The organism is Novosphingobium meiothermophilum (genome assembly GCF_003171715.1).
Classification (GTDB): Bacteria; Pseudomonadota; Alphaproteobacteria; order Sphingomonadales; family Sphingomonadaceae; genus Novosphingobium; species Novosphingobium meiothermophilum.
The window spans coordinates 136,381-153,560 of record NZ_QGHL01000005.1; the positions used below are offsets into that span (position 1 = coordinate 136,381).

Below are 17,180 nucleotides of genomic sequence, written 5' to 3' on the forward strand. Positions count from 1 at the left end.
GGCTATGACCGGCAGGCGAAAAGCATCGCAAAGCGCGCAGGAGACATCGATGAAGGCAACGATCTGGCACAACCCGGCTTGCGGCACCTCGCGCAATACGCTGGCGATGCTTCAGGAAGCGGGTGCGGACGTGACGGTGATCGAATACCTGAAAAACCCGCCGGGCGCGGAAAAGCTGGCACAGCTTTATCGCGATGCGGGGATCACCCCGCAGCAGGGCCTGCGTCTGCGCGGAACCGATGCCGAAGCGCGCGGCCTGCCGCAGGCCGATGATGCCACGGTGCTGGCCGCGATGGCCGCCGAACCCAGGCTGATCGAACGCCCGCTGGTGGAAACCGAAAAGGGCGTGCGCCTGTGCCGGCCCAGGGAAAAGCTGCTTGAAATCCTCTGATCCGTCACCCGGTCAAGCCGCAAGGCCCGCCGCAGCAAGCGCCGCCAGAAAGCAGGCGATGTCAGAGAGGAAGCGCGCGCCCGGCAAGGATCAGCGCGGCGGCGCAGCCCAGCACGATCATCCGGCGCGCCAGTTCAAGCAGCGCTTCGGCAGGGTGTGCGGTCTGGATCAGGGCGATTGCGCGGGCCATGCGCCAGACATGCGCCCCGATCCCTTAACAACCGGTAAAGCGCCTCAGCCCTCAAGCCATTCCAGCAGTGCCGCAAGGCATTCGCGCGCCAGCAGCTTCGATCGCTCCGGGCTCCAGCCCTGTTCCTTGCAGGGCAGATCGTCATTGTCCTTGAAAGGCATTTCCAGCGTCATCGCCACGCAGCCGAAACGCTGCGCCACCTGATTGGTCGACATCGCCAGATTGGCCCGCCCCGGCGCCGCGACCGGATAGCCTCGCCGCGTCTGGAAATCGGGCGTGCGGCGTTCGAGAATGCGGCGGTAACGTTCATAGCCCGCCCCCAGTTCGTCAGTCCACGAAGGGATACCCTCGAACCCGGCAAGGAAAACGTGCGGGATTGCCTCGTCCCCGTGCACGTCCATGGCAAAGTCCACGCCGGTTTCGTCCATGGCATTGCGGATCGCCAGCACTTCGGGGGATCGCTCTGCGCTCGGCGCGTGCCATTCGCGGTTGAGGTTCACGCCAACCGCATTGGTGCGCAGGTGCCCGCGGCAGGAACCGTCGGGATTCGCGTTGGGCACCACGTGGAACCGGCACAGCTGGCGCAGGCGGCGTGCATGCGGATCGGCCGGATCGGTCAGCATCTCCAGCGCGCCTTCCATCCACCATTCGGCCATGCTCTCGCCGGGATGCTGGCGGGCATAGAGCCAGACCTGCTTCGGCCCCTCGCCCATTTCGAGGCAGTCGATCGGCTGGCCTTCGATGCTCGTGCCAAGGCAGCGATAGTCCACCCCCGCCTGGGCAGCGGTCTGCGCCACCAGATCGTGATGCCGCTCCATCGAATAGGGCGCGAAATAGGCAAACCAGCAGGTGCCGGCCTCTGGCCTGTGGCGAATGGTCAGCGTGCCGCCGTCTTCCGCCGGGTCATACGCGGTGTCCGTGCGCTCCCAGTATTCGCGGTCCTGCGAACAGACCGCGCGATAGCCCGGCCAGCCGTCCGGATAGGCCGATGCCCCAAGCCCCGTGATCTTCAGTTCCAGCGCACGTCCGGCCGCCCCGTCCACGCGGAAATGAAACCACTGGAAGAAATCCGAATCGCGGTCCTTGCGGATCGCCAGACGCGCACTGGCACCCGCAATTTCCAGCACCTCGATATTGCCCGAATCGAAGGCGGCGTTGATTGCAATGTCGCTCATTTGACCGAGACAGTCTCGCCCGAAGTGCCGGGAAAACCCGCGAACAGCGCATGGGCCATGCGCGGCGCGGCTTCGGCAATGGCGGCTTCCTTCGCCTTGGCCTTCTCGCGGTTCTCCGCCCGCCCTTCCCACAGCGATTCGCCGGTCCGGCGATCGCGGATGCGCACCGACAGGCGCGTGACGACATATTCCTTCGCCCCGCCGCCAAGGTTGAAGCCAAGGCCCATGCCCACACCGCTGCCAAAGCCGCCGGTCGTGCCGCCCACGCCCACGCTCACCGGGCCGCGGGTGCCTTCGCGCTTGAACACCTCGCGCTCGACAAAGACTTCGGCAACCACATCGGTGGCCCCCGGTGTCGCCACGCCAAAGCCCTGCGCGGAAAGCTCCTTCTGCACCGCCGCCAGCCAGACCTTGCTTTCAAGGCTGGCCGGATCGCTCCCCGGCGCGGCTTCGACCGTGGCCGCCACGCCTTTCAGCCGGGCAAGCGTTTCGGGGGTATGAAACCGGGTCACTTCGACCGGCGCTGCCCTCGCCAGCACCGGCGCGGCAACAAGCGCGCAAAAAGCAAGGGCGGCAGCAATACGTTTCATCTTCAGGCTTCCTGTTGTCTGCACGCAAACGTGGGACGACTTGCCCGCCGCTGCAATGGCATTTTGCACACCCTCAGCCCGCCGGGCCATCTGCGCCCGCGTTCACGACCTGCGCATCGGCAAAGCGCGCAAACATGGCCGAGGCCAGCCGCGCCGCCACGGCACCGTTGTCCAGCCCTTCGTCGCCTTCGCGGGTCTGCGCTTCGGCATGGCCTTCCCACAGCACGCGGTTGCTTGCCCGGTCGCGTATGCGCACGTCCAGCCGGGTGGCCACGATGGCGCGCGCCGGTTTGGAAAGATCGACGTTGAGCGCCATGGCCTGATAGCTGCCCCGGTTGGAAACCCCCACTTCCATCGCGCCCGAAACCGGCTTGCGCTTCGGCTCTTCGGGCACGACGACACTGTGGCTTATGCCGATCTGGGCAATCTGCCCGCCTTCGGCGCCGCTCGTTGCGGTATCGTATCCCAGCTTCGCCAGTTCATCGACGACAGCCGCCTCATAGACCGGCAGCTTCCATTCCGCCTCGGAACCCGCTGCCGCCGCCACGGTGATCGCGCCCTTGCCCAGAAGCGGCGCGGCATCGGCAGCCTGAAAGGCGCTGACTTCCACCGCGCGGGAAGGCTGAACCGCGCGCCTGCGCTCGATTCGCGGATCATCGTCGCCTCGCTCCCATCCGCGCGCGCCGCCAGGAAAGGGTTGGGCCTGCACTGCCACGGCGGCCGCCGTGGAAAGGGCAGTGGCAAGGCCGCCCGCCAGCAGAATCGGCAAAATCGGCTTCACGTTCATCGGGTATTATCCTGTCCGGCGTTAGGTGCCCCATCACGCGGCTAGCCTCCGGCGGCTGTCGCATGGCTGAACATGAAAGAGGTCGGGAATCAGGCACCGATGACCACACCCAAAGTTCCCGTCCTCGTGACCGGCGGCGCCGGGTATATCGGCAGCCACGCCGTGCTTGCCCTGCGCGATGCGGGCTGGCCGGTCGTGGTGATCGACAATCTTGTCACCGGCTTCCGCTTTGCCGTCCCGGCCGATGTTCCCTTCCATGAAGGCGACATCGAGGATCAGGCGCTCATCGCGCGGATAGCGGCCGAACACCGGATCGGCGCGGTCATGCACTTTGCCGGATCGGTGGTGGTGCCCGAATCGGTAGAGAACCCGCTGAAATACTATCACAACAACACCGCCAAGAGCCGCGCCCTGATCGAGGCCGTGGTGCGCGCAGGCATCGGCCACTTCATCTTCTCATCCACCGCCGCCACTTATGGCACGCCGGATGTCTCACCTGTGGCCGAAGACTGCCCGCAGCGCCCGATCAACCCCTATGGCATGTCCAAGCTGATGACCGAGGCGATGCTGGCCGATGTCGCCGCCGCCCATCCGCTCAACCATGCTGCGCTGCGCTATTTCAACGTGGCCGGGGCCGATCCCGCGGGCCGCACCGGCCAATCGACCGCAGGCGCCACGCACCTTATCAAGGTCGCGGTCGAGGCGGCTCTGGGCAAGCGCGCCTCGGTGGGCGTGTTCGGCACCGACTTTCCCACGCCCGATGGCACCGGCGTGCGCGACTATATCCACGTCTCCGATCTGGCCGCCGCCCATGTCCTTGCGCTTGAAGCGCTGATCGCCTCCCCGCGCGAATCGCTGGTCCTGAACTGCGGCTACGGGCGCGGCTTCTCGGTGCGCGAGGTGCTCGATGCGGTGGACCGGGTGGCAGGCGTCAGAATCGTGCGCGAAGAGCAGGGCCGCCGCGCGGGCGATCCCGCGCAGCTCATTTCCGACAACCGGCGGATCATGGCGCGCCTGCCATGGCGGCCGCGCCATGCCGATCTCGATGTGATCGTCGGCCATGCCCTCGCATGGGAGCGAAAGCTCGATGAAATGCGCGCCAGCGGTTGACTTGGCCCGCCCACCCCACTAACGGCCACGCTTCAGTTTTCAGCCCGGTCAGCTTCGGGCAAAGGGATTCGACATGAAGATTCGCAACAGCCTGAAGTCGCTCAAGGACCGCCACCGGGACAACCGCGTGATCCGCCGCCGTGGCCGCGTCTATGTGATCAACAAGACCCAGAAGCGCTTCAAGGCGCGCCAGGGCTAATCAGACCCGCTGATTTACAGGTTTCGGTGCAGTCGCGCGACGGCGTAAGGCTGCACCGGAAACCGGCAGGCTGACGCCAGCAGCCCCGCTGCCCCCGCCCCAACGCGGGGGCACAGTCGTTTATGGCGCCCGTTTATGGCACCGCCCTTCCTTGATGGATCGGCCGCGATGAGGCAGAAATGATGGTCAAGGCAGTCGTCTGGGACATCGGCCGCGTGCTCATCCAGTTCGATCTTGCCGGCATCTACGCCGAAGCCATTCCCGATCCCGCCGAGCGCACCCGCTTCGTGGCAGAGGTCGTCACCGAAGAATGGCATTCGCAGCACGATGAGGGCGTCCCCTTCGCCGAAATGGTGGCGGCCCGCACGGCCGAGTTTCCCCAGCACGCTGCGCATATCGCGCTCTATGCCAGCAACTGGCTGGCCAGCCTTCCCGGTCCCGTGCCCGGCACGCCCGAACTGGTCGAACGCCTCGCCGCACGGGGCGTGCCGCAATATGCCATCACCAATTTCGGCGCGGATTCGTGGGCCCTGTTCCGCCCCACCTTTCCCGTGCTGGATCACATGCGGGATATCGTGATTTCCGCTGTCGAGCGGCTCACCAAACCCGATCCGGCGATCTTCCGCCTTGCCGCGCGCCGGTTCGGCCGCACGCCGGAAACCATGCTGTTCATTGATGATAATCCCGCCAACATAGCCTCCGCACAGGCGCTGGGCTGGCAGGTCCACCACTTCACCGGGGATTGGCGCGCGCTTGAGGCGCAGCTTCAGGCGCTGGGCCTGCTATAGCGCGGGAAAGATCACTGGCGCGTCGCCTTCGCGCCAGGGGGCGAACCGGCCCATCACGGCGCCAAACAGCGCCGATGCCAGATGTTCCTCCAGCCAGCGCTGCAAATGCGGCAGGGGCAGGCTGGCAAACCATGCCGGATCGACCGCGGCGAACTGGCGCACGAAGGGCATGATCGCCATGTCGGCCAGACCGCGCACCGCTCCGCAAAGCTGCCCCGCACCGAACTTACCCGCCCCAAGCTGATCTTGCCGTGCCAGCCGCGTGTCCAGATCGCGCAGAAAACCCAGTGCGCGCTCGCGGTGCGCCACCGCCTCGGCGCTTGCCTGAGCATAGCCAAAGCGTTCAGGATACTTGTAGCGATCAAGGTCATGCTTGAATGCGCCATCATTGCGTTCGATCAGCGCCGGATCGTCGCGCTCCAGCCAGCCTTCGGGGTCATGGCGGCCCAGCGCCCAGCGCATCACGTCAAGGCTTTCCGCAATCACCTGCCCGCCGGGCAGAACCAGGACCGGCACTGTCCCCTTGGGGGATGCGGCCAGCATGGCTTCGGGCTTTGCCGCGAGCTTCACCTCGCGCAAGGCCACGCGGCATCCGCTGGCCGCAATCGCCAGCCGCGCCCGCATGGCATAGGGGCAGCGGCGAAAGCTGTAGAGCACCGGCAGCGTCATGGCCTTCGGTTCACCCAGCCATCAGGCAGGCAGCCCGATAAGGGAAATCTGCCGCCCGTATCCCGGCTCGCTGCGATGGGTGGCGCGGCGGAACGAATAGAACCGCGTCTCCTGCGCATAAGTGTCCTCGCCCAGCAGCCCCACACGCACCAGACCCGCATCGCGCAGCCGCGATGCGACATAGCCTTCCAGGTCGAACCAGCCGTGCCCTTCGCGCCCGGCGCGAAAGAAGCGTTCGTTTTCAGGGTTCTGCTCCACGAACCGTGCTTCGAAGGCGGCATCCACCTCGTAGCTTTTCTGCGCAATGCACGGACCGACCACCGCGGCAATGCGCGCGCGGCTGGCGCCCAGCGCTTCCATCGCCGCAATCGCGGTATCGGTCACACCGCCAATCGCGCCCTTCCACCCCGCATGGGCTGCGCCCACCACTCCGGCATCCGCATCGCACAGCAGCACCGGGGCGCAATCGGCCGTCAGCACGCCAAGCACGATTCCCCGCCGGTCCGTGACCAGCGCATCGGCCTGGGGACGATCCGCATCGGCCCACGGCTCGCGCACCGTCACCACGTCGGCCGAATGGATCTGGTAGCAGGTCTGCAAGGTGCCGCCCGCAAGCACGGCTTCCACCGCACGGCGGCGGTTTTCGGCGGTCAGGGCCGGATCGTCCTCGCTGTAACTCACGTTCAGCCCGGCCAGATCGCCGGTGCTCACCCCGCCCCGGCGGCCAAGGAACCCGTGCGCGGCGCCGCCTAGCAGCGGATGGGTCAGCTTCTCGACGCTCACGCCCGCGCCCTCACGCCCGCGCCCTCACGCTTCAAGGCTCTTCGTCACCTGCTCGCGCACATCGCGCGAAAGGCCGGGGGCTGCGGCAATGCGTTCAAGTTCTGCCCGCATCAAGGCGGCGCGGGCCTCGTCCACCTTCTTCCACCGCCCCAATGGCGGCACGAAACGCGCGGCGACATTGCCGTTGATGGGATCGAGCTTCAGGATCAGATCGGCAATCAGGCGGTAGCCCTCGCCCCCTTCCTTATGAAACGCCTGCGCATTGGCGGCAAAGGCCATCCACAGCGCGCGCACGCGGTTGGGGTTGGTCAGCGTGAAATCGGGATGCTGCGCCAGCGCCTTCACGTGGCTTGTCACATCGGGATGGAGCGAACCGGCCTGAAGCGAAAACCACTTGTCGATCACCAGCATGTTGCCGGCAAAGCGCATGTGGAAATCCGCCAGCGCCGCTTCCCGTTCGGCACGGTCCAGCCCGCACAGCACCATCAGCGCGCCCTGCCGGTCGGTCATGTTGGTGGCGCTGTCGTATTGCACGCGGGCGCGGCGCGCGGCTTCGGCCGGATCGGCCGCCGCCAGATAGACCAGTGCTTGCGTCTTGCACTTGCGCGCGCCGCGCGCCTCGGCCTCAAGGCTGTATGGCACCGCGCTGCACCGGTCATGCAGGGCCAGCCACTTGTCCTTCAGCGTCTCGCCCAGCCAGCGCTTCAGCGCCTCGCGCTCGGCAAAGATGCGGGTTGGGTCGGGCCGGCTCAGCTGTTCGGCCAGATAAGCCTCTCCGGGCAGGATCAGCAGTTCGCCGCGCATCAGGTCATCCAGCGCCGCATCATCGAGGATCGCCCCCATCGCCGCGCCAATCGCCGCCTGCGATGCTTCGCGATCGGTCAGCGTTCCTGCCACCGCACCCACCAGATGCCGCACCACAAGCTGCTGCATCGCCTCGTAGCGGGCGAACGGATCATCGTCATGCAGCGCAAGGAACACCAGATCCTCGCCGGTCACCGGGGCCTCGATCTCGACCGGCGCGGAGAAGCCGCGGTTGATCGAAATGACCGGCGGCGCATCGAACCCCTCAAAGGTGAAGGTCTGCTCCGCCTCGGTCAGCACCAGCAGTTCCTCGCCGCGATGGCTGCCGGTCGCGCGGTCGAACAGCGCCGTGCGCAGCGGGATCACCATGGGCTGCTTCAAAGGCTGTCCGGGGGTGGGCGGACATGCCTGTTTGATCGTCAAAGCTACCCGATTGCCCTCGAAAGCTGCCGAAACGCTCACGCGCGGAGTTCCGGCCTGTTCATACCAGCGCCGGAACTGGCCAAGGTCCAGCCCCGCGCCATCTTCCACAGCCTTTACAAAGTCTTCGCAGGTCGCCGCCTCGCCATCATGCCGCTCAAAGTAGAGGCTCGTGCCCTTGAGGAACCGCTCCATTCCCGCCATGACCGTCATCATGCGGATCACCTCGGCCCCTTTGTTATAGACAGTCGCGGTATAGAAGTTGCTGATTTCCTGATAGGAATCGGGCCGTATGGGATGCGCCAGCGGCCCCGAATCCTCAGGAAACTGCGCCGCCCGCAAGATCCGCACATCCTCGATCCGCTTGACCGGCGCAGACCCGCGATCGGCGCTGAACTGCTGATCCCTGAGGACGGTGAAACCCTCTTTCAGCGAAAGCTGGAACCAGTCGCGGCAGGTCACGCGGTTGCCCGACCAGTTGTGGAAGTATTCGTGCGCCACCACGCCTTCTATGGCATCGTAATCGGCATCGGTGGCGGTTTCAGGATCAGCCAGAATATACCGCGTATTGAAGATGTTGAGGCCCTTGTTCTCCATCGCCCCGGCGTTGAAATCGCTTACCGCGACGATGTTGAAATCATCGAGGTCATACTCGCGGCCATAGACATCCTCGTCCCACTTCATCGAGGCGATCAGCGAGCGCATGGCGTGATCGGTGCGCGTCTCGTCACCGGGGCGGACCCAGATCGCCAGATTTACCTTGCGTCCCGACCGGGTGACAAAGCTGTCGCGGTTGGCCACCAGATCGCCCGCCACCAGCGCGAAGAGATAGGATGGCTTGGGCCAGGGATCATGCCACTCGGCCCAGTGCGTGCCATCGCCATCGTCTGCCGCAGCCACGGGATTGCCGTTCGACAGGAGGACCGGAAACCGCGCCTTGTCCGCACGCATCCGCACCGAATAGACCGAAAGAACATCGGGCCGGTCGGGGAAGAAGGTGATGCGCCGGAAACCTTCCGCCTCGCACTGGGTGCACAGCAGCCCGCCCGATGCATAAAGCCCGGAAAGCTGGGTGTTCGCGGCCGGGTCGATCAGCGTCTCGATGCCCACCTCGTGCGCATCGGCCGGAAGGTCGATCACCAGATCGGCCCCGTCCATCCGCCATGAATTGCACGGCTTTCCATCAACCGTCACCGCCCTTGCCTCGATCGCATCGCCATTGAGCCGCAGTGGCGCCGCCCCGGTGCCCTGCGGATTGCGGCGGACCTTCAGCGTCGAAAGAACCCGCGTGTCCGTGAGCGAAAGCGCGAAGTCGAGCGCGATTTCGGGGACCAGCCATTCGGGCGGGCGATAGTCCGCGCGGTGGATGACGACAGGGGCGGAAACGGGCGTGCCGGAAAGATCGTTCATGCCGACGAACTTAGGAAGTGGTGCGCGCGGCGGCAATCGCGGTTATCAGGGTTTCCATGGGAAACATGCTGATCTTCGGAATGGGCTATACCGCGCAGGTGCTGGCCGCGCGCCTCGGCGCGGCGGGCTGGACGGTGAACGGCACCGGCAGGGCAGGCAACATCGCCTTTGACGACAGCGCAGGCGTGGCCGCTGCGCTTGCGCAGGCAACGCACGTGCTCTCCTCGGTCCCGCCCCTGCGGGAGGGCGGCGATCCTGTGCTGCAAGCCTATGGCGCGGCGCTGGCGGCAGCGCCGCTGCGCTGGATCGGTTATCTTTCCTCGACCGGCGTCTATGGCGATGCTGGCGGCGCATGGGTGGACGAAAGCGCACCGGTGGGCACCGGGCGGCGTTCCGCGCGCACCGAGGCCGATCTGGCCTGGCAGGCCCTGTCGGACCAAGTGCGCGTCTTGCGCCTGCCCGGCATCTATGGTCCGGGCCGCAGCGCGCTCGACCGCGTGGCAGAAGGCCGCGCGCACCGCATCGCCATTGCCGGACAGGTGTTCAGCCGCGTCCACGTGGACGACATCGCCAGCGGCGTGATCGCGAGCTTTGCCGGACCGGCTGGGGTCTATAATCTGGCCGACGACCTGCCGTGCAGCCAGAACGAAGTGATCGCGGAAGCCGCGCGCCTGCTGGGAGTGGCGCCGCCGCCCATGCAAACGCTTGAAGAGGCGAACCTTTCGCCCATGGCGCTGGCCTTCTATGCCGAGAACCGACGTGTCGCCAATGGCAAGGCCCGCCGCGTTCTCGGCTGGAGCCCGGCCTATCCCACCTACCGCGAAGGGCTGCGCGCGCTACGCCGCGCGTGATCGCAGGGCCATGACCAGCCCGATCAGTGCCAGCACCGATCCGGCCACGGCCAGCACCGACCAGCGATAGCCTTCGAACAGGGTGGACAGCAGCATCGCCACCACCGGAACCAGAACCCCGTTATAGGCACCGCGCCCCGCGCCCAGCCGCTGGAGCAGGCGGAAGTAGAGCGGGAAGGTGACAACCGACCCCACGATGCCGAGATACAGCACCCCGAAGACATAACCCGGCCGCAGGTCGAACTGCGGCGGCCCTTCCACCGCAAGGGCAAACAGGCCGTCCATCACCGCGCCCAGCAGCATCGCCACCGCCAGAAGCGGCACCATCGGCACACTGCGGGCGCGCGGCGCCGCCTGAAGCACATTGGCGCACGAGGCGCTGCACAGCGCCGCCGTGGTCAGCGCGATCCCGGTCAGCACCTGGCCTTCGGGCGGGGCCATGCGGTATTCGTGCAGCAGCAGCAGCGCAATGCCCGCCCCGGCCACCGCCGATCCCGCCAGAAAGCCGCGCGTAACCGGCTGCTTCAGCACGATCCACGCCAGCAGCGCATTGGGCACCAGCAGCAGCGCAAAGAACACCGCAACGATGCCCGATGTAAGATGATGTTCGGCCCGATAGACGAACTGGAAGTTCATCACGAACTGGGCGAGGCCCAGCAGAAATGCCGTTTCCAGCCCCTTCCTGCCGATCATCAGCGATTCGCGCCGCAGCAGCGCAAGCGCGGCCATTCCCGCTGCGGCCGCGGCAAAGCGCCACGTGACCGACCAGCTTGGCGGAACGCTGCCGATCTGGTCCTTGATGACCAGCCAGGTCGACCCCCAGATCAGCGCGACAAGGAAGAACGGCCCGGCAATGCTCCACTGCCAGAACCGCGCCTGACCGGGCAGTTCCTGCCCGGTCATAGTGCGGCAATCGCGCGCGCGAGGGCGGCAACATCAGCCGGATCGCTGTTCCATGCCGTAACCAGCCGCACCGCGCCGGGCGCACCTGCGGGGGCGGTCCAGTCGTAGAAATCGAAGCCTTGCGCGCGCAGGGTGGCCTGTTCGACCGGCGAGAGCACCACGAAGACCTCGTTGGCTTCGACCGGATGGAACAGCCGATCCTTGCAGGCGGCCGCAATTTCCTGCGCGGCGGCATTGGCAGCACGGGCATTTTCAAGCCACAGGCCATCTTCGATCATGGCCAGAACCTGCGCCGCCAGATAGCGCCCTTTCGATTGCAGGTGCCCCGCCCGCTTGCGCCGGTAGCGGACCACATCGGCCAGTACCATGTCGAAGAACACCAGCGCCTCGGCGTTCATCCCGCCGTTCTTGACGCAGCCGAATGTCAGGACATCGACGCCCGCCTCGGCACTCACCTCGGCAGGATGACAGCCAAGGTGCGCCACCGCATTGGCAAAGCGCGCGCCGTCCATGTGCAGGCCCAGCCCGCGCCCCTGCGCCAGCGAGCCGATGCGCGCCACCTCATCGGGCGAATAGACGCGGCCATATTCGGTGGCCTGCGTGATCGTGATAGCGTGCGGCTGAACCTGATGCACGTCGTTGCGAATCGGGTCGATCACGGCGCGTATGCTTTCCGGCGTGAGCTTCGCGCCTTCGCCTTCGGCCAGCATCAGCTTTGCCCCGTGCGTGTAGAAGCCCGGCGCGCCGCCTTCGTCCATTTCTACATGGGCTTCGCGGTGACAGACCACGCCGCCATGGGGCGGAACCATCGCCGCCAGGGCAAGGCAATTGGCCGCCGTGCCCGTTGCCACCCACAGCGCGGTGCATTCGGTGCCGAACAGCACGGAAAACGCCTCGTCCATGCGGCGGGAAAGCGCATCGCCATCATAACCGGCGTCGGGCGCGTCGGCGGCACGCATTGCGTCCCACACGCGGGGGTGGACGGCAGCGGCATTGTCGGAGAAGAACTGCATGATGCTGCCGCCATGATGGCGACAGCGGCCCCGGTCAAGCAGCCCCGGACGAAAGGGGTGGGCCGGGCTGTTCTATCACGCGCGGAGCAAGGCCATGGCCGATGTCACGATTACCCACCACGATCAGGGCACATGCGGGGAATACCATGCCCATGTCGCCGGGGCCGCCGCGATCGGCCGCCTGACCTACCAGCGCAGCGGCGATGTGGTGGTGGCCGACCATACGCTGGTTCCGGCCGAGATCGGCGGGCGCGGCGTGGCCGGTGAACTGGTGCGGGCGCTGGTTGCCGATGCGCGCGCAAAGGGCTTCAGAATCGTGCCGCAGTGCAGCTATGTGGAGGCTGCCTTCCGCCGTCATCCCGAATGGGCAGACCTGCGGGCATAGCGCGGCACGAACCCGTCCGGCCGCGCTCAGGCAGGTTGCAGCAGTTCGCCCTTCCACTTCAGCAAGGCACGCACCAGCTTTTCCGAGGTTTCGCTGAACGGACCGGCCATTGCTGCATCGGCCGCCGCCTGATCGCCCGCCAGCGCCAGTTGCAGCACGCGGCCTGCCTCGCGGTGGAACTCGGCATGGACACGGCTGACCACGCGGTGCGGCACGCCGCCCTTGTGCGCAGAATCAAACGCGGGATCGTGCAACCACTTGCCAAACTTGCAGTTGCAGTCGCCCGATGCCTCATACGGCGTGATATCGCAGGTGCCCGTACGGATCGCCCCGCGCAGACGCATCTTCCAGAGCCCGTGCGCCCCGATGGCTTCATCAATCTGGCTGACCAGTGCCATATTTGACATGACATTGCCTTCCCGTTTTCAGAAAGGGCTGCCGATAAGGTGTCAACGGCAAAAGCTTTGCCCATCCCGGCTACGCGCGAATGCGTAGGCGCGGTGCTTGCGAAGTGTGGGAGGGGAAAAGGGAAATGGTGCTGCTGGGGAGGATTGAACTCCCGACCTCAGCCTTACCAAGGATGCGCTCTACCACTGAGCTACAGCAGCACACCATTTCCATCGCGCCACCGCGGTCCGGCGAACCGGCGGGGTGGGCAGGGGCGCGCTATTGGCCGTGAGCACCGGGTTTGTCAAGCGACTGTTCCGGCAGGCCTTGCGAGAGGTGCAGGTTCACGGCATTCAGCGGCGCAATGACCGACCCGAAAGTCCCGATGACCCGCGAAGAGCGCCTTGCCGCGCGCTTGCGCGAAAACCTCAAGCGCAGGAAGGCGCAGGCCCGCGCGCTGGAAGGCGGCGCACAGCCGCAGAGCGAATCGCCGGATTCCTTGCTCACTTCCGTGCCGGTTTCTGGGACAAGCGGGCTTTCCAAGCCTGCCACCTGACGCTAGGGCGCGGTTTCTTTTCAATCAGTCACAGGATGCCCCGATGCCCCGCCTGATCCTGATTCGCCACGGCCAGTCGCAGTGGAACCTCGAAAACCGCTTCACCGGCTGGTGGGACGTTGACGTGACCGAGAAGGGCGCGGCCGAAGCCGTGGCCGCCGGTGAACTTCTGCGCGACAAGGGCATGGTGCCAACGGTGGCGTTCACTTCGCTCCAGACCCGTGCGATCAAGACGCTGCATCTGGTGCTCGAAGTCATGGGGCGTCTGTGGATCCCCGAAGACAAGGACTGGCGGCTCAATGAACGGCACTATGGCGGGCTGACCGGGCTGGACAAGTCCGAGACGGCTGCCCGCCATGGCGACGAACAGGTGAAGATCTGGCGCCGCAGCTTCGATGTGCCGCCGCCGCCGATGGAAGCGGGAAGCGCCTTCGATCTGTCGGCCGATCCGCGCTATGCCGGCATCGCGGTGCCCGCCACCGAAAGCCTGAAGGACACGATCGCCCGCGCCCTGCCCTGCTGGGAGGAAAAGATCGCCCCCGCCCTGCGCGCCGGCGAGACGGTGATCGTTTCGGCTCACGGCAATTCCCTGCGCGCGCTGATCAAGCATCTTTCGGGCATTTCCGACGAGGACATCACCAGCCTCGAAATCCCCACCGGCCAGCCGATCATCTATGAACTGGACGATGATCTGGCCGAGGTGGAACGCTATTACCTGTCGGAGCGCTGAGCGACCGACAGCCTGAAAAGGGGCAAAAGGATGACCGACAAGCCGCAGGTCGCCATCGTCATGGGCAGCCAGTCCGACTGGGAGACGATGAAGAACGCTGCCGCCGTGCTCGAAAAGCTGGGTGTGGCGCATGAATGCCGCATCGTTTCGGCCCATCGCACACCGGACCGGCTGGTCAGCTTCGCCAAGGACGCGCACCTTGAAGGCTTCAGGGTGGTGATAGCAGGCGCGGGCGGCGCGGCGCACCTGCCGGGCATGGTCGCCTCGATGACACACCTTCCGGTGCTGGGCGTGCCGGTGGAATCCAAGGCGCTGAAGGGCATGGATTCGCTCCTGTCGATCGTGCAGATGCCGGGCGGCATTCCCGTGGGCACGCTGGCCATCGGGGCTGCGGGTGCAACGAATGCGGGCATTCTGGCCGCCTCCATTCTTGCAACATCGGATGCGGCGCTGGCGGAACGGCTGATCGCTTTCCGCGCTGCCCAGACAGACTCAGTGGCGGAGAATCCGGTCGGATGACCCTGCGCACGATCAGTCCGGGCGAAACCATCGGCATTCTGGGCGGAGGCCAGCTTGGCCGGATGATCGCGCTGGCGGCGGCCAATCTGGGCTATCGCTGCCATGTTTATGCGCCGGAGGCGGATTCCATCGCCGCCGATGTCAGCGCCGCCTTCACGCAAGGGGCCTATGATGACGAATCCGCGCTGGCCGCCTTTGCCGCCCAGTGCGCCGTCGTTACCTACGAGTTCGAGAACGTGGCCGCAGCGCCGCTTGCCGCCGTCACCGCCCATGCGCCGCTGCACCCGCCTGCCCGTGCGCTCGAAGTGGCGCAGGACCGCGTGAACGAGAAGGCTTTCGTCGAAGAACTGGGCGGCCGCCCCGCGCCATGGGCGAAAGTCGATTCGCGCGATGACCTGCGCGCCGCCATCGCGCGCATCGGCACACCCGGCATCCTCAAGACCCGGCGCGACGGCTATGACGGCAAGGGCCAGTGGCGGATCATGACGCCTGACGATGCCGAGACGGTGGAACTTCCGGGCAAGTCACTGATCTACGAAGGCTTCGTTGCCTTCGCGGCAGAGTTCTCGGTCATTCTCGTGCGCACGGCCGGGGGCGAAGTGCGCTTCTGGGACAGCGCCGAGAACGTCCACAAGGACGGCATCCTCGATACCTCGACCGTGCCTGCATCGCCCGTGATCCTTGCGCAGGTGGAAGCTGCGCGCACGCTGGCGGCAATGGTGGCCGATGCGCTGGACTATGTTGGTGTGCTGACGCTTGAGTTCTTTGCAACGGACGATGGCCCGGTGTTCAACGAGATGGCGCCGCGCGTCCACAATTCCGGGCACTGGACCATCGAAGGGGCCATCGCCAGCCAGTTCGAAAACCACGTCCGCGCGATATGCGGCCTGCCGCTCGGCTCTACCGCGCTTGTCACCCGCGGTGCGGTGATGGAAAACCTCATTGGCGATGACGCATCGGGCTGGGCTGCGATCCTGGCCGATCCGGAAAAGCACCTGCACCTCTACGGCAAGGCCGAAGCGCGCGCCGGGCGCAAGATGGGCCACGTTACGCGGCTGGTGCGGTGATCTCCGCAAAGTTGCCCGCAGCGACGAACGTGCGACCGGGGCTGTTCCTCATCTATGCCCGCTCTGCCAATGGCGTGATCGGCAAGGACAATGGCCTGCCCTGGCGGCTTCCGGCCGATCTCAGGCGCTTCAAGGCGCTCACCATCGGCAAGGCCATGGTCATGGGCCGCAAGACCTTTGAAAGCCTGCCCGGCCTGCTGCCCGGCCGCCGCCATATCGTGCTGACCCGCGATGCCGGGTGGAGCGCCGAGGGCGCGCAAGTGGCGACCGACATTGCACAGGCGCTCAGCCTTGCGGGCGCAGGCGAAGTTGCCGTCGTCGGCGGTGCGGAAATCTATCGCCTGTTCATGCCCCTTGCCGAACGGGTGGAATTGACCGAGATACACGCCACGTTCGACGGCGATACCACGATGCCGCCGCTCGGACCGGAGTGGACAGAGGTATCGCGCGAAGTGCATCAGGCCGAGGCTGGCAGACCTGCTTTCGATTTCGTGACTTACGCGCGCCGGGACGGTGAAGGCGCAGCATGATCCGCCTCGACAGCCTGCAACCTGTGCCAGATACGATGCGCGGCGGGATCGTGGCGCTGGGCAATTTCGACGGGTTCCACCTTGGTCATCAGGCCGTGGTGGGCGAGGCGATCGGTTGGGCCAGAGCGGAAGGGCGGCCCGCCATTGTCGCCACGTTCGATCCGCACCCGGTGCGCCACTTTGCCCCGCAAACGCGGCCCTTCCGCCTCACCACGCTGGACCAGCGGCAGGAACTGTTCGGCGCAGCGGGCGCCGACGCCATGCTGGTGATCCACTTCGGCGCGGATGTGGCAGGGATGACCGCGCTGGAATGGATCGAGCAGGGCCTTGTCGGCCATCTCGGCGCAGTGGGCGTCGTCACCGGCGAGGATTTCACCTTCGGCAAGGGCCGCAGCGGCAATGCGCAGGTGCTGCGCGAGGAAGGCCCGCGCTTCGGGCTTCGTGCACGCGCGGTCGGGCCGGTAACGCTCGAAGGCGAGGTCGTCTCCTCAAGCCGCATCCGCGAAGCCCTGAAGGCAGGCGACTGCGAAACCGCAACCCGCCTGCTCACGCGGCCCTTCGCCATGCGCGGCACGGTGCAGCACGGCGACAAGCTGGGCCGCACGATCAATTTCCCGACCGCCAACCTCGACATCGGCATGTATCTGCGCCCGCGCTACGGCATCTATGCGGTGACGGGGCGCCTGCCCGACGGGAGCGTGCTGAAGGGCGCGGCAAACCTTGGCATCCGCCCCACCTTCGATCCGCCCAAGGAACTGCTGGAGCCGCACTTCTTCGATTTTTCGGGCGACCTTTACGGGCAGGAAATCGAAGTGGCCTTCCACCACTTCCTGCGGCCCGAAGCCAGGTTCGATGGCCTGGACGCGCTGGTGGCGCAGATGGAGCGCGACTGCGATCAGGCACGGGCTTTGCTGGCCTAGCCC

The 17,180-nt window shown here is 66.1% G+C and carries 22 protein-coding genes and 1 tRNA gene; 12 read left to right on the forward strand and 11 right to left on the reverse strand.

Going from position 1 to position 17,180, the window contains the following annotated elements; genetic code table 11:
- Window positions 1-49: 49 nt before the first annotated feature.
- Window positions 50-391 (forward strand): arsenate reductase (glutaredoxin), encoded by a 342-nt coding sequence (gene arsC / locus DKM43_RS03895; protein WP_109797250.1) that lies wholly within the window; start codon window positions 50-52, stop codon window positions 389-391.
- A 61-nt stretch (window positions 392-452) separates the two neighbouring features.
- Here the strand turns inward: arsC and DKM43_RS16750 are convergent, their stop codons facing one another.
- The 4 genes from DKM43_RS16750 to DKM43_RS03910 form a co-directional block, all read right to left on the reverse strand.
- On the reverse strand, window positions 453-581 hold the full coding sequence (locus tag DKM43_RS16750) for a hypothetical protein (protein WP_269089603.1): 129 nt from the start codon (window positions 579-581) through the stop codon (window positions 453-455).
- A gap of 44 nt (window positions 582-625) precedes the next feature.
- The gene (locus DKM43_RS03900) at window positions 626-1,756 is read right to left on the reverse strand and encodes a M14 family metallopeptidase (RefSeq protein WP_109797179.1); all 1,131 of its coding nucleotides are present in this window, start codon (window positions 1,754-1,756) and stop codon (window positions 626-628) included.
- Window positions 1,753-2,346, reverse strand: a complete 594-nt coding sequence (locus tag DKM43_RS03905) for a DUF4136 domain-containing protein (protein WP_109797251.1) — start codon at window positions 2,344-2,346, stop codon at window positions 1,753-1,755. Before DKM43_RS03905 ends, DKM43_RS03900 begins: the two co-directional genes overlap by 4 nt.
- Before the next feature lie 73 nt (window positions 2,347-2,419).
- Window positions 2,420-3,133 (reverse strand): DUF4136 domain-containing protein, encoded by a 714-nt coding sequence (locus DKM43_RS03910; RefSeq protein ID WP_109797180.1) that lies wholly within the window; start codon window positions 3,131-3,133, stop codon window positions 2,420-2,422.
- A gap of 99 nt (window positions 3,134-3,232) precedes the next feature.
- Between DKM43_RS03910 and galE the strand changes: the two genes are divergently transcribed.
- The 3 genes from galE (at window position 3,233) to DKM43_RS03925 (ending at window position 5,230) form a co-directional block, all read left to right on the forward strand.
- On the forward strand, window positions 3,233-4,243 hold the full coding sequence (gene galE, locus DKM43_RS03915; RefSeq protein ID WP_109797181.1) for a UDP-glucose 4-epimerase GalE: 1,011 nt from the start codon (window positions 3,233-3,235) through the stop codon (window positions 4,241-4,243).
- A 73-nt stretch (window positions 4,244-4,316) separates the two neighbouring features.
- On the forward strand, window positions 4,317-4,442 hold the full coding sequence (gene ykgO, locus DKM43_RS03920) for a type B 50S ribosomal protein L36 (RefSeq protein WP_011446910.1): 126 nt from the start codon (window positions 4,317-4,319) through the stop codon (window positions 4,440-4,442).
- A gap of 179 nt (window positions 4,443-4,621) precedes the next feature.
- A complete protein-coding gene (locus DKM43_RS03925; protein WP_109797182.1) occupies window positions 4,622-5,230 on the forward strand; it encodes an HAD family hydrolase in 609 nt (202 codons plus the stop codon).
- On the opposite strand, the gene DKM43_RS03930 is transcribed toward DKM43_RS03925, so the two are convergent.
- Genes DKM43_RS03930 through pepN form a run of 3 tightly spaced genes read right to left on the reverse strand, consistent with a single transcriptional unit; the run spans window position 5,225 to window position 9,316 of the window.
- Window positions 5,225-5,899 (reverse strand): glutathione S-transferase, encoded by a 675-nt coding sequence (locus DKM43_RS03930; RefSeq protein WP_109797183.1) that lies wholly within the window; start codon window positions 5,897-5,899, stop codon window positions 5,225-5,227. The two genes, DKM43_RS03925 and DKM43_RS03930, sit on opposite strands and share 6 nt — an antisense overlap.
- A 21-nt stretch (window positions 5,900-5,920) precedes the next feature.
- A complete protein-coding gene (gene pgeF, locus DKM43_RS03935) occupies window positions 5,921-6,682 on the reverse strand; it encodes a peptidoglycan editing factor PgeF (protein WP_109797184.1) in 762 nt (253 codons plus the stop codon).
- Between the two features lie 24 nt (window positions 6,683-6,706).
- A complete protein-coding gene (gene pepN, locus DKM43_RS03940; RefSeq protein WP_109797185.1) occupies window positions 6,707-9,316 on the reverse strand; it encodes an aminopeptidase N in 2,610 nt (869 codons plus the stop codon).
- Window positions 9,317-9,372: 56 nt separating this feature from the next.
- Between pepN and DKM43_RS03945 the strand changes: the two genes are divergently transcribed.
- The gene (locus DKM43_RS03945) at window positions 9,373-10,167 is read left to right on the forward strand and encodes a Rossmann-fold NAD(P)-binding domain-containing protein (protein ID WP_109797252.1); all 795 of its coding nucleotides are present in this window, start codon (window positions 9,373-9,375) and stop codon (window positions 10,165-10,167) included.
- Here the strand turns inward: DKM43_RS03945 and DKM43_RS03950 are convergent.
- Window positions 10,153-11,070 (reverse strand): DMT family transporter, encoded by a 918-nt coding sequence (locus DKM43_RS03950; protein WP_109797186.1) that lies wholly within the window; start codon window positions 11,068-11,070, stop codon window positions 10,153-10,155. The genes DKM43_RS03945 and DKM43_RS03950 overlap by 15 nt on opposite strands.
- Window positions 11,067-12,083 carry a threonine aldolase family protein gene (locus DKM43_RS03955; RefSeq protein ID WP_109797187.1) on the reverse strand — a complete coding sequence of 339 codons (1,017 nt, stop codon included), beginning with the start codon at window positions 12,081-12,083 and terminating at the stop codon, window positions 11,067-11,069. The genes DKM43_RS03950 and DKM43_RS03955 overlap by 4 nt, the downstream gene beginning before the upstream one ends.
- Window positions 12,084-12,177: 94 nt before the next feature.
- Here DKM43_RS03955 and DKM43_RS03960 point away from each other — a divergent pair, with 94 nt between their 5' ends.
- Window positions 12,178-12,468: a GNAT family N-acetyltransferase gene (locus tag DKM43_RS03960; protein ID WP_109797188.1), complete on the forward strand. Its 291-nt coding sequence runs from the start codon at window positions 12,178-12,180 to the stop codon at window positions 12,466-12,468.
- Between the two features lie 26 nt (window positions 12,469-12,494).
- Here the strand turns inward: DKM43_RS03960 and DKM43_RS03965 are convergent, their stop codons facing one another.
- Both DKM43_RS03965 and DKM43_RS03970 read right to left on the reverse strand, forming a co-directional pair.
- Entirely contained in the window at window positions 12,495-12,875 is a 381-nt protein-coding gene (locus tag DKM43_RS03965) for a CZB domain-containing protein (RefSeq protein ID WP_109797189.1), read from the reverse strand.
- Window positions 12,876-13,001: 126 nt separating this feature from the next.
- Window positions 13,002-13,076 (reverse strand) — tRNA-Thr (locus tag DKM43_RS03970).
- Between the two features lie 143 nt (window positions 13,077-13,219).
- Between DKM43_RS03970 and DKM43_RS03975 the strand changes: the two genes are divergently transcribed.
- From DKM43_RS03975 to DKM43_RS04000, 6 genes are read left to right on the forward strand one after another with little or no spacing between them, the layout of a single operon-like run.
- Complete coding sequence (locus tag DKM43_RS03975) at window positions 13,220-13,411, forward strand: hypothetical protein (RefSeq protein WP_109797190.1); 192 nt, start codon at window positions 13,220-13,222, stop codon at window positions 13,409-13,411.
- Window positions 13,412-13,454: 43 nt separating this feature from the next.
- Entirely contained in the window at window positions 13,455-14,141 is a 687-nt protein-coding gene (gene gpmA, locus DKM43_RS03980; protein WP_109797191.1) for a 2,3-diphosphoglycerate-dependent phosphoglycerate mutase, read from the forward strand.
- A gap of 30 nt (window positions 14,142-14,171) precedes the next feature.
- Entirely contained in the window at window positions 14,172-14,660 is a 489-nt protein-coding gene (gene purE / locus DKM43_RS03985; protein WP_109797192.1) for a 5-(carboxyamino)imidazole ribonucleotide mutase, read from the forward strand.
- The gene (locus DKM43_RS03990) at window positions 14,657-15,727 is read left to right on the forward strand and encodes a 5-(carboxyamino)imidazole ribonucleotide synthase (RefSeq protein WP_109797193.1); all 1,071 of its coding nucleotides are present in this window, start codon (window positions 14,657-14,659) and stop codon (window positions 15,725-15,727) included. The genes purE and DKM43_RS03990 overlap by 4 nt, the downstream gene beginning before the upstream one ends.
- Complete coding sequence (locus DKM43_RS03995) at window positions 15,724-16,257, forward strand: dihydrofolate reductase (RefSeq protein WP_236632367.1); 534 nt, start codon at window positions 15,724-15,726, stop codon at window positions 16,255-16,257. The genes DKM43_RS03990 and DKM43_RS03995 overlap by 4 nt, the downstream gene beginning before the upstream one ends.
- On the forward strand, window positions 16,254-17,177 hold the full coding sequence (locus DKM43_RS04000) for a bifunctional riboflavin kinase/FAD synthetase (RefSeq protein WP_201739770.1): 924 nt from the start codon (window positions 16,254-16,256) through the stop codon (window positions 17,175-17,177). The genes DKM43_RS03995 and DKM43_RS04000 overlap by 4 nt, the downstream gene beginning before the upstream one ends.
- Window positions 17,178-17,180: the final 3 nt, after the last annotated feature.